This is a genomic window from Aquincola tertiaricarbonis, from assembly GCF_023573145.1.
In the GTDB taxonomy this organism is placed as follows: Bacteria; Pseudomonadota; Gammaproteobacteria; order Burkholderiales; family Burkholderiaceae_C; genus Aquincola; species Aquincola tertiaricarbonis_B.
This window is the reverse complement of record NZ_CP097635.1, coordinates 3,050,821-3,070,793: the sequence shown is the minus strand read 5'-3', so window position 1 is coordinate 3,070,793 and position 19,973 is coordinate 3,050,821. Positions and strand designations below refer to the sequence as shown.

General features: G+C 71.5%; 15 protein-coding genes. 7 read left to right on the top strand and 8 right to left on the bottom strand.

Translation table 11 applies throughout. The annotated features are described in order from the left end of the window. Positions 1-79: 79 nt before the first annotated feature. On the bottom strand, positions 80-2,980 hold the full coding sequence (locus tag MW290_RS14055) for an insulinase family protein (RefSeq protein ID WP_250195275.1): 2,901 nt from the start codon (positions 2,978-2,980) through the stop codon (positions 80-82). A gap of 157 nt (positions 2,981-3,137) precedes the next feature. On the opposite strand from MW290_RS14055, the gene MW290_RS14050 reads away from it, so the two are divergent. After that, the gene (locus MW290_RS14050) at positions 3,138-5,414 is read left to right on the top strand and encodes an aminotransferase class V-fold PLP-dependent enzyme (protein WP_250195274.1); all 2,277 of its coding nucleotides are present in this window, start codon (positions 3,138-3,140) and stop codon (positions 5,412-5,414) included. Positions 5,415-5,431: 17 nt separating this feature from the next. On the opposite strand, the gene MW290_RS14045 is transcribed toward MW290_RS14050, so the two are convergent. After that, a complete protein-coding gene (locus tag MW290_RS14045) occupies positions 5,432-5,893 on the bottom strand; it encodes an Lrp/AsnC family transcriptional regulator (RefSeq protein ID WP_310740116.1) in 462 nt (153 codons plus the stop codon). A 27-nt stretch (positions 5,894-5,920) separates the two neighbouring features. Then, positions 5,921-6,892 (bottom strand): LysR family transcriptional regulator, encoded by a 972-nt coding sequence (locus MW290_RS14040; RefSeq protein ID WP_250195272.1) that lies wholly within the window; start codon positions 6,890-6,892, stop codon positions 5,921-5,923. Positions 6,893-7,006: 114 nt separating this feature from the next. On the opposite strand from MW290_RS14040, the gene MW290_RS14035 reads away from it, so the two are divergent. The 4 genes from MW290_RS14035 (at position 7,007) to MW290_RS14020 (ending at position 11,797) form a co-directional block, all read left to right on the top strand. Continuing rightward, on the top strand, positions 7,007-7,981 hold the full coding sequence (locus tag MW290_RS14035; protein WP_250195271.1) for a Bug family tripartite tricarboxylate transporter substrate binding protein: 975 nt from the start codon (positions 7,007-7,009) through the stop codon (positions 7,979-7,981). Between the two features lie 85 nt (positions 7,982-8,066). After that, positions 8,067-9,431, top strand: a complete 1,365-nt coding sequence (locus MW290_RS14030) for a metal-dependent hydrolase family protein (protein ID WP_250195270.1) — start codon at positions 8,067-8,069, stop codon at positions 9,429-9,431. Continuing rightward, positions 9,428-9,853, top strand: coding sequence for a GlcG/HbpS family heme-binding protein (locus MW290_RS14025; protein WP_250195269.1), 426 nt, complete (start codon positions 9,428-9,430; stop codon positions 9,851-9,853). Before MW290_RS14030 ends, MW290_RS14025 begins: the two co-directional genes overlap by 4 nt. A 102-nt stretch (positions 9,854-9,955) precedes the next feature. Then, entirely contained in the window at positions 9,956-11,797 is a 1,842-nt protein-coding gene (locus MW290_RS14020; RefSeq protein WP_250195268.1) for a hypothetical protein, read from the top strand. Here MW290_RS14020 and MW290_RS14015 read toward each other — a convergent pair. From MW290_RS14015 to MW290_RS14005, 3 genes are read right to left on the bottom strand one after another with little or no spacing between them, the layout of a single operon-like run. After that, positions 11,733-12,044 (bottom strand): DUF3325 family protein, encoded by a 312-nt coding sequence (locus MW290_RS14015; RefSeq protein ID WP_250195267.1) that lies wholly within the window; start codon positions 12,042-12,044, stop codon positions 11,733-11,735. The two genes, MW290_RS14020 and MW290_RS14015, sit on opposite strands and share 65 nt — an antisense overlap. After that, positions 12,037-13,755: a PepSY-associated TM helix domain-containing protein gene (locus tag MW290_RS14010; protein ID WP_250195266.1), complete on the bottom strand. Its 1,719-nt coding sequence runs from the start codon at positions 13,753-13,755 to the stop codon at positions 12,037-12,039. Before MW290_RS14010 ends, MW290_RS14015 begins: the two co-directional genes overlap by 8 nt. An 18-nt stretch (positions 13,756-13,773) precedes the next feature. Continuing rightward, on the bottom strand, positions 13,774-14,073 hold the full coding sequence (locus MW290_RS14005) for an iron uptake protein (protein ID WP_250195265.1): 300 nt from the start codon (positions 14,071-14,073) through the stop codon (positions 13,774-13,776). A 113-nt stretch (positions 14,074-14,186) separates the two neighbouring features. Here MW290_RS14005 and MW290_RS14000 point away from each other — a divergent pair, with 113 nt between their 5' ends. After that, the gene (locus MW290_RS14000; RefSeq protein ID WP_250195264.1) at positions 14,187-14,489 is read left to right on the top strand and encodes a hypothetical protein; all 303 of its coding nucleotides are present in this window, start codon (positions 14,187-14,189) and stop codon (positions 14,487-14,489) included. 10 nt (positions 14,490-14,499) lie between these two features. On the opposite strand, the gene MW290_RS13995 is transcribed toward MW290_RS14000, so the two are convergent. Both MW290_RS13995 and MW290_RS13990 read right to left on the bottom strand, forming a co-directional pair. After that, entirely contained in the window at positions 14,500-15,984 is a 1,485-nt protein-coding gene (locus MW290_RS13995) for a chemotaxis protein CheW (RefSeq protein WP_250195263.1), read from the bottom strand. Then, positions 15,981-18,449 carry a methyl-accepting chemotaxis protein gene (locus MW290_RS13990; protein WP_250195262.1) on the bottom strand — a complete coding sequence of 823 codons (2,469 nt, stop codon included), beginning with the start codon at positions 18,447-18,449 and terminating at the stop codon, positions 15,981-15,983. Before MW290_RS13990 ends, MW290_RS13995 begins: the two co-directional genes overlap by 4 nt. Before the next feature lie 161 nt (positions 18,450-18,610). Between MW290_RS13990 and MW290_RS13985 the strand changes: the two genes are divergently transcribed. Beyond that, positions 18,611-19,921: a lytic murein transglycosylase gene (locus MW290_RS13985; RefSeq protein WP_250195261.1), complete on the top strand. Its 1,311-nt coding sequence runs from the start codon at positions 18,611-18,613 to the stop codon at positions 19,919-19,921. Positions 19,922-19,973 lie beyond the last annotated feature (52 nt).

The following is a 19,973-nucleotide window of genomic DNA, read 5'->3' as shown; positions in this document are numbered from 1 at the left end:
TGCGGGGGTACGGGCAAGGGTACGGGCGAGGTTAATGCAGGCCGGCCGGCCCCGCGGCAGGGGCCGGCTTCAAAGCCGTTCAGGCCGTGGCCAGGCCGGCCTCGCGGGCCCGCTGCATCAGGTCCAGCACCTGCAGGCCGGCGCTGTCCTGGTCGGGCCAGCCCAGAGCGGCGGCGCGGTGGGCCGCCGACCACGGCAGGTGCTGGCGGGCCACGCGGCGCAGGTCGTCCAGGCTGCAGCCCAGCACACCCAGGCGGAAGGCGGCGCGCTGCGCATCGGTGACGCCGGCGCGGCCGGCATGCCAGGCCTTGGCCAGCTGGGCCAGGCCACGCACCGGCGGGTCCAGCCGCTTGATGACGCTGAGGATGGCTTCGTCCAGCATCACCGGCGTGAACTCGCGCGTCTGCAGTTCGTCCAGCGCCGTCTGCATGTCGGCGAAGGTGGCGGCCAGCCGCGGGTCGGACATGCTGGCGCACAGGAACACGCCGCCGGCGGCGTCGTAGGCGGCATGGGCGCCATAGGCACCGCCTTGTTCACGCAGCAGCGGGTGCAGCAGCTGTTGCTGCAGCAGCTGGGCCAGCACGGCCAGCGCAGGCGCGTCGGCATGGCCCAGCGCAGGCACCGACCACAGCGCGCTGCAGTGGTTCACCTGCGCCGGGGCCAGCACGCCCTGGGTCACCTGGCCGGGCGCCGGCTGGCCGCCCAGGGTTGTGGCGGGGGTGGCTGCGGGGGCGGCCGCGGTGGGCGCCGGGCCCAGGCAGGTGCTCAGGCCGTCCAGCAGGCGGGCGGCATCACCCTCGATGCCAGCGCACAGCAGCACCCGCGGGCTGCGCAGCAGCAGCGCATGCACGCGGCGCAGCGCGGCCTGCACCGGCTGCAGGCCTTCAGGCTGCGCCAGTGCCTGCTGCAGCTGCCCTTCGAAGGCCAGCGAAGGCAGGCCGTGCACCGCCCGCTCGATGCGGGCGCTGGCCTGGGCCTGCGCGCGGGCTTCGGCCATGGCCAGTTGCGGCGCCTCGTCGGCCAGGTTGGCCAGGCGCGACTGCAGCCGCTCCTGCAACAGGTAGCGCAGGCGCTCGGTGTCGTCGAAGTCGGGCGCCTGCAGCCAGGCCGCCGCCACCTCGGGGATGCCGGCCTGTTCTTCACGCAGTGCATCGATCTGCAGCGTGACTTCCAGCCGCGCGCTGCCGTCGATGACCTGCAGCGCACTGGCCTGCAGCCGCATCTGCGCCACCCGCAGCCGACGCCAGGTGGCGGCGGCCTGGTGGCTCATGCCGTTGGCGCCCAGCTGCGGCAGCAGCTCGGCCAGCAGGTCCAGCCAGGGCCAGTCGGCCTCGGGCGCGGCGCTGAGGTCGAACTTGACCAGCCCATGGCTGAGCCCGTTGGTGGGCAGCGAGAGCGCATGGTCTTGCCACACCGCCGGGGCCAGCGGCAGCAGCGGCCGCGCCTGCCGCTCCACGTCGGCGGGTTGGATGCGCGGCATCACCGCGTCCAGGTCGGGTTGTTCGGCGTTCTGGTGGCTGGCCAGGCGGGCGCTGTCGGCTTCGATGGTGGCGCGCTCGTCCGCCGTCATGCGGGCCTGCCAGTCTTGCGTGAAGCGCTCGGCCGCTTCGTCGCGGCGGGCCAGGAACTGCAGCTCGGGCCGGATGTGGGCCACCAGCGTGGGCAGCGGACCCAGCAGGGCCTGGATCTGCCGCTGCACGAAGCCGGGCTCGGTGATGGCCTGCTCCAGCCGCGCCAGCGCGGCGTCGGTGTCCAGCACCGCCAGCAGGTCTTGGTGGCGCACGGCGGCCTGGGCCAGGCCGATCAAGCGCTGCACGCCCTTGACGTTGCGCCGCTCGGCAAAGCGCAGCTCGCGCACGCCGGCCTGCAGCAGCTCGGGCGGCAGCGGCGTGGCGGCCGCGATCTCGAGCGTCCGGGTGATCAGGCGGCGGGCATCGGCCAGCTGCGCAGGTTCCAGTCCCGCCATGCCCACGTGCAGCAGGATCTCGGTGGTGGAGGCGTCCAGGCCGGTGTGGTCCGACAGGCGGCCGAAGCCGGCCGCCTCAATCGCTTCGCGCAGCATGCCGCCGCCTTGCGCCAGCAGCACGGTTTCCAAGAGGCGCGCGCGCATCACCGCGTCCAGGTCGGCCTCGCTGCCCAGGCGCCAGGCCATCTGCAGCCGGTGGTCGTGCTGCGAGGCCGGCGTGGCGGGCACGTCGATCACCACCTCGCGCAGGCCGCTCCAGGGCTGCACCGTGGGCGCGGGAATGGGCGCGCGGCGATCGGCAAAGGCCGACAGCACCTGCCGTTCGATGCGCTGCTGCACCTCGGCCGGGTCCATGTCGCCCCAGGTCATGAACACCGCCTGCGATGGGTGGTAGTGCTCGGCATGGAAGGCCACCAGGTCGGCATGCGTCAGCCCTGGGATCTGCAGCGGGTCGCCGCCCGAGTCCACCGCATAGGTGCTGCCGGGCAGCAGCTCGCGGTTCAGGCCCAGGTACAGGTGGCGGCCGGGGTCGGCGTAGTTGCCCTTCATCTCGTTGAGCACCACGCCCTGCAGCTGCAGCTGGCCGCCCTCCAGCACCGGGCGCCAGGCTTCCTGGCGGAAGTCCAGCGGGTCCAGCCGCGGGAAGAAGGTGGCGTCCAGATAGACGTCCATCAGGTTGAAGTAGTCGGTGCGGTCGGGCGTGGAGAACGGGTAGACCGTGCGGTCCGGGTAGGTCATCGCGTTCATGAAGGTGGACAGCGACCGGCTCATCATCGAGAAGAACGGGTCGCGCACCGGGTAGCGCCGTGAGCCGCACAGCAGCAGGTGTTCCAGCACGTGGGCGCGGCCGTCGCCCACCAGGGGCAGCGTGGGAAACGCGATGAGGAAGGCACGGTCCTCGTCATAGGTGGCGATGTGCACATGCCGCGCGCCGCTGGCCGCATGCTGGTAGACGGTGACCTGGGCCTGCAGGGCCGGGTAGTGCTGGGTGCCGATGGCGGTGAAGCTGGACATGGATGCGCGGAGGTGGCGGAAGCCCACAGTAGGCCTCAGAAACTGAAGGAATGGATTTTTGCAGGGTCGGTGCTTGCAGGAATAGGTTTCTCCTAACGCGGCGATTCAGCAGCAACAACGCAACCCGCCTGCGCCCCCTGGTTTCGACAATGGCGGCATGGAAATCAACCTCGACGCCAACGCCACCACCGCCGTGCTGCCGCAGGCCCGCCAGGCCGCGCTGGCCGCCATGGCCGCCGACTTCGGCAACCCCAGCAGCACCCACATCGCCGGCCTGAAGGCCCGCGCCATCCTGGACGAGGCGCGGGGCGCCGCCCGCCGGGTGCTGGGTGTGGGCAGCGGGCGCATCGTGTTCACCAGCGGCGCGACCGAAGGCATCCAGACGGCGGTGCTGTCGGCCCTGGTGCATGCGCGGGCGGCGCTGCGCCCGGGTGCGGTGGTGCGCCCGCAGCTGCTGTATGGCGCCACCGAACACAAGGCCGTGCCGCAGGCGCTGCAGCACTGGTGCACGGTGCTGGGGCTGGACTGGCCGATACGCGCCATTCCGGTGGGGTCAGATGGCCGCCACGACCTGGCCTGGCTGAAGGCGCAGGCGCCCACGGCCGCACTGGTGTGCACCATGGCCGCCAACAACGAAACCGGCGTCATCAGCGACCTCGACGGCATCGCTGCCGTGCTGCAAGGCAGCGCCGCGCTGTGGCTGGTGGACGGGGTGCAGGCGTTGGGCAAGCTGCCGTTGCGGCTGGCGGAGCGGCGCATCGACTATGCGCCGTTCTCCGGCCACAAGCTGCATGCACCCAAGGGCACCGGCCTGCTGTACGTGCGCGAGGGCGCACCCTTCACGCCGCTGCAGGCCGGTGGCGGCCAGGAATCGGCGCTGCGTGCCGGCACCGAGAACATGCCCGGCATCGCCGCGCTGGGCGCGGTGCTGCGCGCGCTGGAGCAGGGCGAGGCCTTCTGCGACGCCGCCACGCTGGCCGACTACCGCGCGCGGCTCATGGCCGCGCTGGGCGAGGCGCTGCCCGGCCTGGTGTTCAACGCGCCCCCTGCGGCCTGCCTGCCCACCACACTGAACTTCTCGGTGCCGGGCGTGCCTTCGCGCCAGTTGCTGGACGTGTTCGATGCAGCCGGCCTGCGCATGAGCGGCGGCTCCGCCTGCAGCGCCGGCACGCCCGAGCCCAGCCCGGTGCTGTGCGCCATGGGCGTGCCGGCGGCGCAGGCCGCCTCGGCGGTGCGCCTGTCCTTCGGCGCCGCCGAAAGCGCCGCCGCCATCGACGAAGCCTGCGCCCGCATCCGCGCCTGCGGCCAGGCGTTGCGCGCCCATGGCGCGCTGCCGGCCTTGGCACCCGGGCGCGCTGCGCCGCCGCTGCTCAACCGCTTCGTGGTGGAGGGGGCCTGCTGCTACCTGGTGGCCGATGCCGCCAGCCGCCAGTGCCTGGTGATCGACCCGCTGCCTGAACTGACCGACGAGCTGCTGCGCTGGGTGCAATGCCGCGACCTGAAGGTGGTGGCGGTGCTGGACACCCACAGCCATGGCGACCATGCGTCGTCGGCCCGCCTGCTGCGCGAGGCGCTGGACATGCAGCAACCGGGCGAGGCGCCGGCCGATCCGCTGGGCTGGCCGGCCGATGTGCAGCGTATCCACCTGGGCGCGATGAACCTCACCCGGCTGGCGGTGCCAGGCCACACGCTGGATGCCACGGCCTACCTGCTGCGTGACGCCGAGGGGGGCCTGCGCTGCGCCTTCGTGGGTGACACGGTGCTGCCCGGCGCGCTGGGCCGCAGCGACCTTGCGCAGAGCGATGCGATGGCCTATGCCGCCTCGCTGCGCATGCTCGATCAAGCGGTCGGCCGCCACACCCTGCTGCTGCCCGGCCATGACGACGACGACCAGCAGGCCTGCACGCTGGCCGGCGAGCTGCGCGTGCAGCCGCTGCTGCGCGGCGTGCTGGACGGCACGCTGAGCGACGAAGCCTTTGTCACGCGCAAGGCCCAGATCGAGCGCGACTTGGCACCCACGCCCTACCAGACCCTGGCCTGCGGCGCGCGGGTGGACGGCTGCCCGCCGAGCGAACCGGTGGGCCTGCCGGCCGACCGCTTGCTGGCGCTGATGGGGGCGGCGCCCGCACCGGTGCTGGTAGACGTGCGCGAAGCCACCGAGCAGCAGATGGGCGGCCTGCGGCTGCCCGGGGCCGGCGCCAGCGCCGAGCAGGTGCCGCTGCCCGAGCTGCTCAATGCGCTGCCGCGCTGGCTGCGGCTGCCGGCCGGCACGCCGGTGATCTTCTACTGCCGCAGCGGCAACCGCAGCGCGCAGGCCGCCCGCGCGCTGCGCCGGCTGGGCCATGCCAACGCCTGGAGCCTGGCCGGCGGCCTGGCGCTGTGGCCGCGTGCGGTGGCACCGGTGGGGGTGGGGGCCGAACCGCTGCCGGCCTGAGGATCAGTCGGCGTACTTCAGTTGGCGTACTTCAGCGGCAGGCAGGTGGTGTACTTGAGCTGCTCCATCGCAAAGCTGGAGCTCACGTCGTGCAGGTGGGTGCCGGCGATCAGGCGCTTGTACACAGCGTCGTAGGCCTTGATGTCGGGCACCACCACGCGCAGCAGGTAGTCCACGTCGCCGCTCATGCGGTAGAACTCCACCACCTCGGGGATCGCCTCGCAGGTGGCGCGAAAGCGCTCGAACCATTCTTCGGTGTGCACCGCGGTGCGGATGCTGACGATCACCGTCACGCCGACGTTGATCTTCTCCGGGTCCAGCAGCGTCACCTGGCGGGTGATCACGCCCGCCTCCTTCAGCCGCTGCAGCCGCCGCCAGCACGGCGTGTTGGACAAGCCCACCGCCTCGGCCAGCTGCGCCAGCGGCGTGGTGGCATCGGCCTGCACCAGCTCCAGCAGCTTGCGGTCGATCGCGTCCAGAGAGATGTGTTCACCCATGCGGCGGGATTACACCATCGGGTCCATGCCGAGCGGCGGCGCTGCAGCGGGTAGGGCGCACGCCGGCACTGCATGGGGTATGCGGCCAGCGGCCTGGCGCAGCAGATCGCGCAACCACAGCAGGCCGGGGTCGCGCGTGCGGTACTTGTGCCATTGCATGGTCATCTCGGTGGCGGGCATGGGCACCGGCATCGGCAGCAGCACGATGGGCAGTGCCGGCTGGACGCGCCGGGCCAGGCAGGCGTGCACGGTGGCGATGAGCTCGGTGCCCACCACCAGTGCAGGCAGCATGGCAAAGCTGTAGGTGCTCACCTCCACCTGGCGGTGGATGCCGCACTGCTGCACGAACCAGTGGTTGAACAAGGGCTGGTCGGCGTCCAGCGGTTGCATGGCGACATGCCGGGCGTTGGCATAGCGCTGGGCATTGACGCCGAGACGCGCATGGCTGCTGTCTTTCCATACGACGCACACGAACTCGTCGTGGAACAAGGTGTCGGTCGGGTGATCGGCCGAGCAGTAGGCCTTGGGCACCACCAGCAGATCCGCCTCGCCGCGCTCCAGCGCCCGTGCAGGCTGCGGCGTGTGCGGCAGCAACCGCCAGCGCACCCGGCTGCGCTGGCGTGACGCCAGGGCCAGCGCCTCGGGCATCAGCACCTCCATCCCGTAGTCGGAGACGAAGATCTTGAATTCTCGGGTGGTGGAGGTGCAGTCGAACTCGGGCTGCGCCGACAGCGAGGTCTCGATGCGCACCAGCACGTCGCGCACCGCTTCGCACAGCACGGTGGCGCGGGGCGTCACCTCCATCTGCCGGCCCACCTGCACCAGCAGGTCGTCCTCGAAATAGTCGCGCAGCCGGCCCAGCGCATTGCTCATCGCCGACTGCGACAGATGCACCCGTTCGGCCGCTCGCGTGATGCTGCGCTCGGTCAGCAAGGCATCCAGGCAGACGAGCAGGTTCAGGTCGAGCTTGTTGAATCGCATGGTGAAGGGTTATCCCCCGATGTATGGGCCGCGTCGATGCGCGCCATGGACACAGACCATTTTGCGTGAGGGCGGCCTTTGCTTAGCCTCGACCCACAACGAGAGGAGACCTGCATGAAGACACCGAGGGGTGCCTGGTCGCGCCGTCAGGCGCTGGTGGGGCTGGGCGCGCTGCTGGGGCTGGACCTGGCCGTTGCGCAGGGCTACCCGGCGCGGCCGGTGCGGCTGGTGGTGCCTGCGCCTTCGGGCACCTCGCCGGACGTGATGGCCCGGGCCTGGGGCGATGCCTTCTCCAGGGCCACCAGCCAGCCGGTGCTGGTGGACAACAAGCCGGGCGCCAGCACCATGATCGCGGCGCAGGCGGTGGCTGGCGCGCCGGCCGACGGCTACAACTTGCTCTACACGTTCAACAACACCTTCTCGATCAACCCGTGGGTGTTCAAGAAGATGCCCTACAAGGCCGACGACTTCGCGCCCGTCAGCCGCCTGCTCTCGGTGCCTTATGTGCTGCTGGTGTCCAGCGAGTCGCGCATCCGCAGCCTGCAGGACCTGGTGGCCGAAGCGCGGTCGCATCCGGGCACGATGAACTACGCCAGCGCGGGTATCGGCAGCGGCTTTCATGTGGTGATGGCACGGCTGCTCAACGCGGCGGGCGTCAGGATGACGCATGTGCCCTACAAGGACTACTTCCTGACCGACCTGATGGCCCAGCGCATCGACGTGGCCTTCGATGCCAGCACCAGCGCCATTCCCCAGGTCAGGGCCGGCAAGCTGCGGGCGCTGGCGGTGTCCAGTGCGCGGCGCATCGACGCGCTGCCCGAGGTGCCGGCCATCACCGAGACCTACCCCGGCTTCGTGGGCGATTCCTGGCATGGGTTGTTCGCGCCCAGGGGCACGCCGGCTGCGGTGCTGGCCGCGCTGGAGGCCCAAAGCCAGCGCATCGTCGCCGCGCCCGAGTTCCAGGCCCGCTTGCGTGAGGTGTCGCTCACGCCCGTGGGCAGTTCCGCCGAACAGTTCCGGCAGTTCCTGGCGGCCGATGCCCAGGCCTGGGGCAAGGTGGTGCGCGACAACGACATCCGGCTGGACTGAGCATGCACCCCCGCCGCCGCTCCGGCGTTTCCACACCCCCCAACATGCGCCGACCCCACGGACGGGCCGGGCAGGAGACACCTTGATGGCCCTGCACCTTCATTGCCAGCGCCTCTTCACCGGGCTCGATGACACGCTGCACCACGACCAGACCGTGGTGATCGAGGGCGGGCTGTTCCGGTGGGTAGGCCCTCGGGCGCAGGCGCCCGCGCTGCAGCCGGGCGACACCCAGGCCGACGCAGGCTCCCACTTCGTGATGCCCGGACTGGTGGACGTGCACACCCACCTGGTCTTCGGCAATGCCCGCAGCGAGGAGGACATCGACCTCGGCTGCACCGCCGAATTCCGCGCCTTGCGCGGCCTGTTCTTCGCGCAGCGGGTGCTGGCCGCGGGCTACACCTCGGTGGTGGTGCCGGGCGATGCGGGCAACTGCAGCATCTCGGTTCGCGACGCGATCCGCGCCGGCCTGTTCGACGGCCCGCGCATCGCGGCCAGCAGCCACGTGGTGGCCAACCGCCACAGCCTCAACGACTGGTTCCCGGAACATGTGGGCACGCCGGACTACTTCACCGGCCGGCTGTGCGAAACCCGCGACGCGCAGCTGCAGGAGGTGCGCCGCCAGGCCAAGGCCGGCGTGGACTTCATCAAGATCGCGCTCGACGGCACCCACCTGCGCGCCGACGGAACGCACATCGCCGCCTTCACCCAGGACGAGGTCTCGGCGATGGTGGCCGAGGCGCACCGCCTGGGCAAGAAGGTGGCCACCCATGCCTACGGCAAGGAGGCGGTGCTGCAGGCTGCGCGCGCCGACGTGGACGTGGTGTTCCACGCCTTCTTCGCCGATGACGAGTGCGCCGAGGCGCTGCTGGCCGCGGGCTCGGCGGTGGCACCCACGCTGACCTTCCTGCGCAACAACATCGAGTTCAGCCTGCCGCATGAGCCTTCGCGCACCTCGGGCTACCTGGCCATGCAGCAGCGCGTGGTGGAGATCGGCTGCCGCAACCTGCGCCGCCTGAAGGCGGCCGGCGTGCCCTTCATAACGGGCAGCGATGCCGGCTTTGCCATCACGCCGTACGGCGAGTGGCATGCGCGCGAGATCGGCATCCTGGTGGACTGGCTGGGCTTTACGCCGGCCGAGGCGCTGCGCGCGGCCACTGCTGTCTCGGCGCGGTTGATGCCGCGGGGCCGGGTCGGCACGCCCGCCGGGGCGGCCACCGGCGCCATCGAGGCGGGCCGGCATGCCGACTTCATCTTCGTCGACGGCGACCCGCTGAGCGATGTGGGCGTGCTGCTGCAACCGGGTGCGGTGGCCGCGGTGCACGTGGGCGGCCAGCGCCTTCAGCCCGAGCTGCGCCGGTACGACCGCTGGGCCGTCAGCGATTTCAACACCCTGAAGTGGAACGACCTCTACACCCGCGAGCGTGTCGCCACGCTGCAGCTGCAACCATGAAACTCGAAACCGCCCTGTCGATCGCACGCGCCACGCTGGCCGAAGGCCAGGCACGTGGCTGCGCACCCCTCACCGTCGCAGTGCTGGACGCCGGTGGCCACCTGGTGGCGCTGCTGCGCGCCGATGGCAGCAGCCTGCTGCGGCCCCAGATCGCCACCGGCAAGGCCTGGGGCGCGCTGGGCCTGGGCTTTGGCGGGCGTGAGCTGGCGCGCCGCGCCGAGCGCATGCCGGCCTTCTTCCACGCGCTGTCCGACCTGTCTGGCGGCCACATGGTGCCGGTGCCCGGCGGCGTGCTGGTGCGCGATCCGGCCGGCCTGCTGCTGGGCGCCGTCGGCGTCAGCGGCGATACCTCCGACCAGGACGAAGCATGCGCCGTGGCCGCCGTGCAGGCCGCCGGGCTGCTGGCGGACACGGGCGGGTGAGGCCAGGCTGGCAAGCGCTGCCGCGCTTGCAGGTTAGGGGGGGCTCTCGTCGCCGCAAGCTCCCAAAATGGCCGGCGCTGTAAACCATGAGAAGGATCGTTCATGACGGCGCAACGGATGAAGGGGCAACGCGGGAAGCTGCGCTCCGCGGCCCAGGCTGCGCTGGCCGCCTTGTTGCTGCACACAGGCGTGGCCAAGGCGGTCGGTCCGCTGGTGGATGATCTGTCGGCCGAAGAGCTCACGGCCGCCATGGCGCAACTCGGTTCCACCGACCGCATGTTTGGGGGCGGTGTGGTGGTGGCCGGCGGCAATGGCAATGGCAATTTCATCGGCATGAATGGCCAGCCGTTCTACGCCTCCACACCGTGCTCAGGCACCGCGCTGAGCAGCGGCTCGGTGTTGACTGCGGCCCATTGCTTGGCACCTTCGCTGCATCGGAAAACCGTCAACGGCGAGATCGTCAACTTCGGCAGCGGACTGGGCACCGGCTATACCGTGGCGCAGGGTGACGGTGATCGGCTGGTGGAAAAAGTCGTCGGGGCCGGTGGCCGCATCTCCAGCCGGCTCGGCACAGGCGCCAGCGCGGGTGGCCGGGTGCTGGCCTACATCACCCACAACCCCTATCTCGGCGAGCGTGACTGGGCCCTGGCGGCCGTCGGCCTGAGCCGCGGCGCGCTGGCGCCCGCGATGGCCGTGCTGGCCGGCACGCCGGGCATCGACACCACGCCGGTGCCCTACAAGCCGCCGCCTGGCGTCACGCAGGCCGTGCCGGCCAACACCTACCTGGCCTACCAGGTGGGCGCCTCCAGCCATGCTGCGGTGCTGACGCAAAACTGGAGCCTGTTCGATACCCGCGGCGGCGCCGTTCTGGCACACCCCGTCGGCAACTTGCTGCTGGTGGAGTACGCGGTGGCCCGCCAGATTGCCAGCACGCCGCTTCCCAACAGTGCTGCGGGTGTTCCGGTGCCGCCGTACCTGTACGCCAATGAACTGCGGCTGGGCGGTGCGACCAACTACGCGGGCGACAGTGGAGGTGGCATCTTCAGCTTCACCGCCAGCGGCCAGCCGGTGCTGCGTGGTCTGGTCAGCTACGTGTGGCACGAAGGAAACGAGGACACCGTTGCGCTGACAGGCCGGCATGTCGGCTTCGTGGCGCCCGACTACGCCCCCCTGCAAACGGCCCGGCAGACGATGGGCCTGTACCAGGGCCTGACGCAGGCAGACGCGGGCAGCGTGTCGTGGCTGCCGCGCTTTGCCAGCGAGGAAACACGGGGCGTCATCGGCCCGCAGCCTCCGGGGCCGGTGGTGCTGGCGCAGGTGACGGGCGTGTTCGTGCTGCCTGGCGCTTACCTGGACAGCCTGGCCTGGGTCGCCTTCAACGGTCAATACGACCATCACCTGACGCTGTCCAGCGGTGCCTTCATCACCGGCATCACGTTCGACGAGAACGTGCGCGTGTCGCAGCTCCAGTTCTTCGATGGCGGCCTGGGTGTCAAGCAGCCGGTGGCTTTCATCGAAGCGCAGGGTGCGCCCGGCTTCTATGTGTTCGATCGGCCGGTGCAGGACTTGTGGCTGTCGGGCTTCGACAACCACGACAGCACCGGCACCCTGACCCTGGGTCTGCTGCTGGCCTCGCAGGACGGACTGGACGAGGGCTCAGCCGAACGCCGCATGGCCACCTTTGCCGACACGGCGGCCGACGGTCCCGCCGATGTGACGTTGCACTGGTCTGCCACGCGTGTGCTGCAGGCGGTGCCGGAGCCTGCTGGCTGGGCCTTGCTGCTGGCGGGGCTGGGCATGCTGGCCTGGCCACGCCGCGCGAGCCCCCTTCGGCCCACCTCGGTCACGCGCGCGAACTCCTGGGCCTGCACGACGATGCCTACCCCGGCCCGGCCAACCACCCCACCCACCGCGGCCGCCAGGCCAGCAGCAGGGCCAGGCTGAGCGCCGCCACGGCCAGGGACATCACCCACACCAGCGCGGCCATCGACGGGTGGTCGGCGGCCAGGCACAGGGCCAGTGAAGCGGCGAGCGCCAGCGCGCCCAGCGTGCGCAGCAGGCGGGCGGTGCCCGCTGCAGGGGCCGGCGTGGGCCGCACCTGTTGCCAGTGCGCCTCCATCGCCAGCGCCAGCCAGCCCAGGCCGATGAAGCTGCACAGCAGCGCGCCAGCCAGCAGTGCGGACTCAGGCATGGCCGGCCTCCGGCATCGGGGTGGCGCCGGTGCCCACTGGCACCGCCTCGGCCCCGGCGGGCACCGCCTCGGCCCCGGCCGGCACCGCCGCCCGCGCGCGCCGGCGCAGGTGCCGCGCGGCGCCGGCCGCCAGCGCGGCGGTGGCCAGCAGCACCAGGTCGACGCCGGCCACCGGCCAGTAGCCCTCGGCCAGCGTCTTGACCAGGTGGTCGCCGGTGGTCAGCGCATTGAGCAGCACGGCGGCCACGGCCAGCACGGCGATGGCCACGCACTGCTCGGCCCAGGCCGGCGCGATGCGGGCCTGGCGCACCGGCGCCGTGCGCCACCAGGCGTGGCAGAAGGCCAGCGCCCAGGCGGCCCAGAAGAGGCCTTCTTCCCAGTCGCCGCGGGCCGGCAGGGCCTCGGGCAGCAGGCGGTTGGCCACCAGCACGGCAGCAGTGGCCGCCAGCATGCCGGTGACGGTGGTCACGGCCAGCGCATCCACCACGCGGCTGCCGGCCTGGCCCTTGGCGGCATGCTGCTTCTTGCGCTTTTCCACGAAGAAGACGAAGCCGGTGGCGATGCACACGCAACCCGCCAGCCCGCCTGCGAAGTACAGCACCCGCAGCAGCCAGTGGCGGAAGTGCTGCAGGTGCAGGCCGGTGATGAAGTTGTTGATGCCGTCCACCATCGCGGGCGGTTCGTCCTCACGGATCACTTCGCCGGTGGGGCCCTTGAAGTGGATGCCTTCACCGGTCAGCGTCACCCGGTCGGTGCCCGCGCGGTACACGCTGACGGTGGCGTTGGCGTCGCCCACGTGGTGCACGGTGAGCATGCCCACCTCGCCGGCCATGCCGCGGGCGGCCCAGCGGCGCTGGGCTTCGGCCACCATCGCATCCACCGACGCCAGCGGCGCCGGTATGCCGGCCGCCTCGTCAGGCAGGCCGGTGCGGGCGGCCTCGGCCTTGGCATGGGCGTCGTGCAGCGGCTGCAGCAGCGTGCTGCCGATCGGAAAGTACATGGCCGCGAAGATGATGAGCCCCGACAGCGCGAACATGAAGTGGAAGGGCAGGGCCACGACGCCGGTCAGGTTGTGCAGGTCGAGCGCGCTGCGCTGCGTGTGCTTGCGCGGCCGGAAGGTGAACAGCTCGCGGAACAGGCGCCGGTGCATCACCACGCCGCTCACCAGCGCGGCCAGCATCACCATCGCCGCCAGGCCCACGATCCAGGCGCCCAGGTCCTTCCAGTGCAGGTGCAGGCTGTAGTGCATCGGATAGAAGAACTGGCTGCCCAGCTTCAGACGGTCGTCGGGCAGGGCCTGGCCGGTGCGCGGGTCGACGGTGCCCACCACGTACACATGGTCGTCGTGGGCGTTCTTCGGGTTCGGCACCTCGAAGCCCGACCACACCGTGAGCACCGGGTCGCGGTGCGTGGTGTAGGCGCCCCATTCATGCAGCGGCAGCGTGGCCGGCAGGGCGCCGGTGCTGCGGCTGCGGGCCTCTTCCATCGTCAGCGCCGTGGGCTGCAGGCGGCGGAAGGCCGGCTCCAGCAGGCGGTCGAAGGACGGCATCGGCTGCGGCTCGAAGCGGGTGGCCGGGAGGGCCCAGCGGTCGATCTCGCGGTCATACACCGAGAGCGAGCCGAAGAAGAACACGGCCATCAGCACGAAGCCCAGCACCAGGCCGAGCCAGGTGTGCAGCCAGGCCATCGATTGGCGGAAGGTGGAGAACATGGCGGCGGCTCCGGATGATCAGGCCAGGGTGCGGGCCAGCCACCAGGCGGCCGCCGTGCTGCATGCCGCGCCGCCCAGCAGCACGGCCCACAGCACCCGCAGCCGCCGGGCCGCAAACGCCCAGCAGAAGAGGCCCAGGAACAGGACAAAGGCGAGCAGGAAGACGAGCTTCTCCGCTTCTTCAAAGCCCATGCCGCCGTGCACCAGCAGCACGATGCCCAGCGCGCAGGCGCCATAGGTGAAGGCATAGCTGCCGCCCAGAGCGGCCAGCAGGCGTGAAGCGATGTGGAGCGGCCCGTGCGGGCGTGCGTGTGCCATCTGGTGGGGCTGCTGGAAAGCGATGGCACAGCAGCGGAGTGAGAACGATTCGCAACTATAAGCTGCCCGTGCCGGCCTCGCTACCATGGCCTTACACCACGCCACGACACACCGTGAACTACCTGATCTTCGACCTCAGCGACAGCACCGACGGCATCCACACGCTGGAGGCCATGGCCTCCACCCGGGCCGACCAGCAGGCCGCCGTGCAGGCCGAGGTGCAGCAGGTGCTGGACTGGGCCTGGCAGGCGTTTGCGCACAGCCACGGCCCGGTGGACGAAGGCGGCGACTGGGACCACGACCTGCAGCAGCAGGACGAGGGCGGCTGGCACACGGTGACGCTGACGCTCAGCGCGTCACAGGCCTTCCTGGAAGCGTTCGAGGCCCGTTTCGGGGTGCCGGGCGAAGAGGACTGACCCCACGCGCTCAGGCACTTTTAAGCGCCTGCGCCATCTGCTGCAGGTCGATCAGCGGCAGCATGCGTTCGGTCTCGCCGTCGCCCACCAGCACCATCGAGCGGCGCGGCTTGCCGGGCTCCCAGCGGGCGCGTTCGATGGCGGCCAGGGCCGGCACCGCGAAGCCCACCGGGGCGCCCGCCACCTCCACCACCAGCACGCTGGCGGCCGGCGTCACCTCGGGCGGCGGACCGCCGGTCAGGCGGCTCAGGCACATCACCGGGATGGCGCGGCCGCGGTGCAGCGTCACGCCCAGCATCGGGCCGATGCCGGCAAAGCGGGCCAGGTCGGGCGTGTAGCACAGGATCTCGCGCACCTGGTCCAGCGGTGTGGCCGTTTCGGCGCCCAGCACGAAGGTGACCAGCATGCGCCCGCGGGCATCGGCCGCCGTCAGCGGGCCGCTGGCCGCTGACGCCGCGTGTTCGTCGGCCGGGCCATCGCCCTGACGGCCCGTGGCGCCGGTGGGCGAAGCAGCGGCGGGCGGCGCCGGTGGTCGCCCCGCCGCCGCGATGCGCAGCAGTTCGTCGTGGGCCCGCAGCGCGTCGATGGACAGCAGCATCACCGGCGTGCCGGGCAGCGAGTCCGGCGCCTGCATCACGCCGTGGAACAGCGAGGGCGCAGGCAGCGCCAGCGCGGGCAGCGGCACCATCGCGCCGGGCGGGCGGTCGATCATGTCCATCACCTCGTCCACCATCAGCGCCACGGCCCCGGTGGGCAGTTGCACCACCACCGCCTGCGGCGGCTGCCGGTGCGCGCCGGCCGCCAGGCCCACCACGGCCAGCAGGTCCACCGCCGGCACCGCGCCCAGGGTGCTGGCGGCCATGCCACGGCAATGGCCCTGGGCCAGCGCGGTGCGGGTGTCGAGCTGCGGGTCGGCGAGGGTGGACTGCACGGCCACCGCGTCGATGGCCATCAGCAGCTTGTCGCATCGCAGCAGCAGCGTGGGCACCGGCCGGCCGCCGTGCTCGGTGCCGGCCGGGCCGGCGGCCTCGGCCACCACCGGCGCGCCCGACAGCGCGGCCAGCACGTCGGGTTGAAGCACGCTGCAGCGCTGGCCGTCGTCGGCGGTGATGCAGTGGCTGAAGATCAGCGGCGTGTCGCAGCCGGCCTCCATCGGCGAGGCGGCCTCGGGCCGGGCCGAGAACACGCTGTCCACGCGGTCGGCCAGCAGCCCCAGCAGGCCGCGCGTGCCGCAGGGCCGGTCGTGCGCCATCACCACCACGCAGGCGCCTTGCGGGCTGGGCGTGACGGCCTGGCCCAGCATGCCGCGCAGGTCCATCACAGGCACCGTGCGGCCGCGCAGGTCGATGCCGCCCAGCAGCCCCGGCACCTGGCAGGGCAGCGCGGCGAGCGGGCCCAGCGGCAGCACCTCGCGCAGCGCCGTCATCGGCAGCGCCAGCCGCAGTGCGCCCAGCGAGAAGCTGCCGTAGCGCGCTGGTGCGCTGCCGCCGTTCATGCCGCTTCACCCGGCCCCGACAGGGCCTGGATGATGCGGGTGACGTCCTGCGCCGTCTGGCGCTGCTGCTCGGCGGCGCCGGCGATGGCCTGCACGCTGCTGCCGGTGCGCTGCACGCTGCCCAGGATGCCGTCGAAGCTGCGCGCCGCATTGGCGCTGACACCGGCGCCGCGCTCCACCTCCACTGCCGATTGCGCGATCAGCGCCGCGATCTCGCGCGCGGCGGCGGAGCTGCGCTCGGCCAGCTTGCGCACCTCGCCGGCCACCACCGAGAAGCCCACGCCGTGCTCGCCGGCCCGCGCCGCCTCGATGGCGGCATTGAAGGCCAGCAGATTGGTCTGGCCGGCGATGTCGCCGATGGTGCGCACGATCTCCGACACCCGGTTGGAGCCCGACTGGATGGCCGCGATGGCCGCCAGCGCCTGCTGCAGCGCCTCGGCACCCGATTGCGCGGCGCTGCTGGCCTGCTGCGCCATCTCGCCCGCCACGGCGGAGTGGGTGGTGATCTGGCCGATGGTCTCCAGCAGCGTCATCACGCGCTGGCGCATCTCCTGGCTCTGGCAGGCGATGCGCTGCTCCAGCATCACCTCGTTGGTGACGTCGAAGGCGTACTTGACCACCTTCGTCACATGGCCGTTGAGGTCGCGGATGGGGCTGTAGGTGGCCTGGATCCACACGTCGCGGTCGTACTTGCCCACGCGGTGGAAGCGGTTGCTGATGAACTGACCTTCACCCAGCCGCAGCCAGAAGTCGCGGTACTCGGCCGCCCGCACATAGTCGGGCGGGCAGAAGATGCTGTGGTGCTGGCCCTGGATCTCGCGCAGGGTGTAGCCCATGGCCGCCAGGAAGTTGCGGTTGGCGGTGAGCACGTTGCCGTCGAGGTCGAACTCCACCACCGCCTGGCCCAGGTCGATGGCCTGCACCTTGGCCTCGAACTCGGCCGCGCGCAGCTTGGTGGCCGTCACGTCGGTGGCGAACTTCACCACCTTCACCGGCCGGCCCAGCGGGTCGAAGATCGGGTTGTAGCTGGCGCGTATCCACACCTCGCGGCCACCCTTGCCCAGGCGCTTGTACTCGCCGGCCTCGAACTCGCCGCGGCCCAGCCGTTCCCAGAAGGCCTCGTAGGCCGCGCAGGCGGCATCGGCCGCGGGCACGAACAGGCGGTGGTGGCGGCCGCGGATCTCGTCCAGCGTGTAGCCGGTGAGCGCGGTGAAGTTCTCGTTGGCGTGCAGCACATGGCCGGTCAGGTCGAACTCGATGACCGCCTGCGCGCGGTCGATCGCGCCCAGCTTGCCGGCCGCGTCCAGCCGCGCCAGCTTGGCCGCGGTGATGTCCTGGGCGATCATCAGCACCTTGGCCAGCTGGCCGTCCAGGCCCATCACCGGCGTCATCGCGGCGCTGAACCACACCTCGCGGTCGCCCGCGCCGCGGCGGCGGATCTCGTCGGCCACGGTGCGGCCTTCACGCAGCAGCCGCCAGCGCTCGATGTAGCCGGGGTCGCGGCGCGTCTCGTCGAAGAGGATCAGGCTCTCGCTCTGGCCGACCAGGCTGGCGCTGTCGTAGCCCAGCGATTTCAGCATCAGGTCGTTGGCCAGCAGGATGCGGCCGCTGGCGTCGAACTCCAGCATGCCGCTGCTGGCCGAGACGGCCGACAGGCGCGCCTGCGTCTCCAGCGCCGCCAGCCGCGCGGGCGAGATGTCGGTGCAGAACTTCACCACCTTGGTGGGCTGGCCGTCCAGGTCGAGGATGGGGTTGTAGCTGGCCTGCAGCCACACCCGTTTGCCGTTCTTGCCCACCCGCAGGTACTGGCCGCTGTCGAACTGGCCATTGCCCAGCTTCTGCCAGAAGGCGCGGTAGGCGCCGCCCTGCGCCTCTTCGGGTTCCACGAACATGCGGTGGTGCTGGCCCACCACCTCGGCGGCGGTGTAGCCGGTCAACGCCAGGAAGTTGTCGTTGGCCGCGAGCACGTTGCCCGCCAGATCGAACTCGATCACCCCCTGCGAGCGCGAGATGGCGGCCACGCGGCCGTCGTCCTCCAGCGCCTTCAATTTGGCGGCGGTGATGTCGTTGGCCAGCATCACCACCCGCTCGACGCGGCCCTCGTCGTCCGGCACCGGCGTGTAGGTGGCCAGCAGCCACACGGTGCGCCCGCTGCGGTTGCTGCGCATGTACTCGCCCTGCTGCGGCCGGCCGGCGGCCAGCGGCTCCCAGAATTCGGCGTCGGCCGGCTCGCAGCCCGTGGCGGCCGGACAGAACAGATGGTGGTGCTGGCCCACCACCTCGTTCAGGCAGTAGCCCATCAGCCCCAGGAAGCGGTCGTTCGCATCGATCACCCGGCCCTGCGGGTCGAACTGCGCCACCAGCTGGTGGCGCATCAGCGCGCTGGCCACCCGCGCGTCGCGCAACGCGTCGGCGCTCTCCGCTTGTTGCAAGGCCTGGGTTTCAGCAGAGGTGTGGACCGACATGGTGCTTCCGGAATCAAAACAACTCGGTGGTGTCATCGGCAGCAGGCCTGCCAGGTTTAGTCATTAATGATTAGTCAAGTGGGAAATGGCCGAAACACGGCTTTTTCCAGCGGTTGCCAGCCCGGCACGGGGTGGTGCAACGGCGCGGCCACAATCGGCGCATGAGCCGGAAGCACCTTGTCGCCACGTCTGTCCCCCTTGTCTGCAGCCTGATCGCCGCCGCCCTGCTGGCAGGCTGCGCCACCCCGCCGCCCGCCAGCCGGGCCGAAGCAACGCCGTCGCCCGCACCGGGCCCGGCCAGAGCGCCGGGTGCCGCCAGTGCGGTACCCGCGGACGGTGAGGCCGCCCAGCGCGAAGGCTTTGCCCGCTGGGTGGCCGGCTTCCGCGCCAGCGCGCTGGCCGCCGGCATCAGCGAAGCCACGCTGCGCGCGGCGCTGGACACTGCCGAGTTCCAGCCGCGGGTGGTGCAGCTGGACGGCGCGCAGCCCGAGTTCACCCGCGCGGTGTGGGACTACCTGGACAACACCGTCACGCCGCAGCGCGTGGCCCTGGGCCGCGAGAAGCTGGCCCAGTACCGCACCGAAGCCGATGCCGCCGCTGCCCGCTATGGCGTGCCGGCGTCCATCGTCGCGGCCATCTGGGGCATGGAAAGCAACTTCGGCAGCAACTACGGCAGCACGCCCACGGTGGACGCGCTGGCCACGCTGGGCTTCGAGGGCCGGCGCGAGGCCTGGGCCCGCGGCCAGTTGCTGGCGGCGCTGAAGATCATCCAGAACGGCGACATCGACCATGCGCACATGGTGGGCAGCTGGGCCGGCGCGATGGGGCAGACGCAGTTCCTGCCGTCCAACTTCCTGGCCTATGCGGTGGACGCCGATGGCGATGGCCGCCGTGACATCTGGGGCAGCATGGCCGACGTGATGGCCAGCACCGCCAACTTCCTGGCGCAATCGGGCTGGCGCGCCGGCCAGCCCTGGGGCGTGGAGGTGGTGCTGCCGCCGGGCTTCGACCTGGCCCGGGCCGACGGCCAGCAGCGCCAGGCCGCCGGCGCCTGGGCGGCTGAAGGCGTGCGTGGCGTGGGCGATGCGCCGCTGCCGGCGCTGCCCGATGCGGCGCTGCTGCTGCCGGCCGGCGTGCGTGGCCCGGCCTTCCTGGTGGGGCCCAACTTCCGAGCCATCCTGCGCTACAACAACGCCACTTCTTATGCGCTGGCGGTGGGGCTGCTGGCGCAGCAGATCGACGGCGCGCCTGGCGTGCAGGCGGCCTGGCCGCGTGACCTGCAGCCGCTGTCGCGCACGCAGATGCGGGCGCTGCAGACGGCGCTCACGCAGAAGGGGTTCGATGCCGGTGCGGCCGACGGCGTGATGGGACCGGCCACACGGGAGGCGTTGCGCCGCTGGCAGCGCAGCGTGGGCCTGCCGGCCGACGGCTACCCCGATGCGGCGCAGCTGCAGCGCCTGCAGCAGCCGTAGCGCCGGCTGCGCCGCCCGGGCGCTGTGCGCCCGCCGCGCGGGATAACCCCGT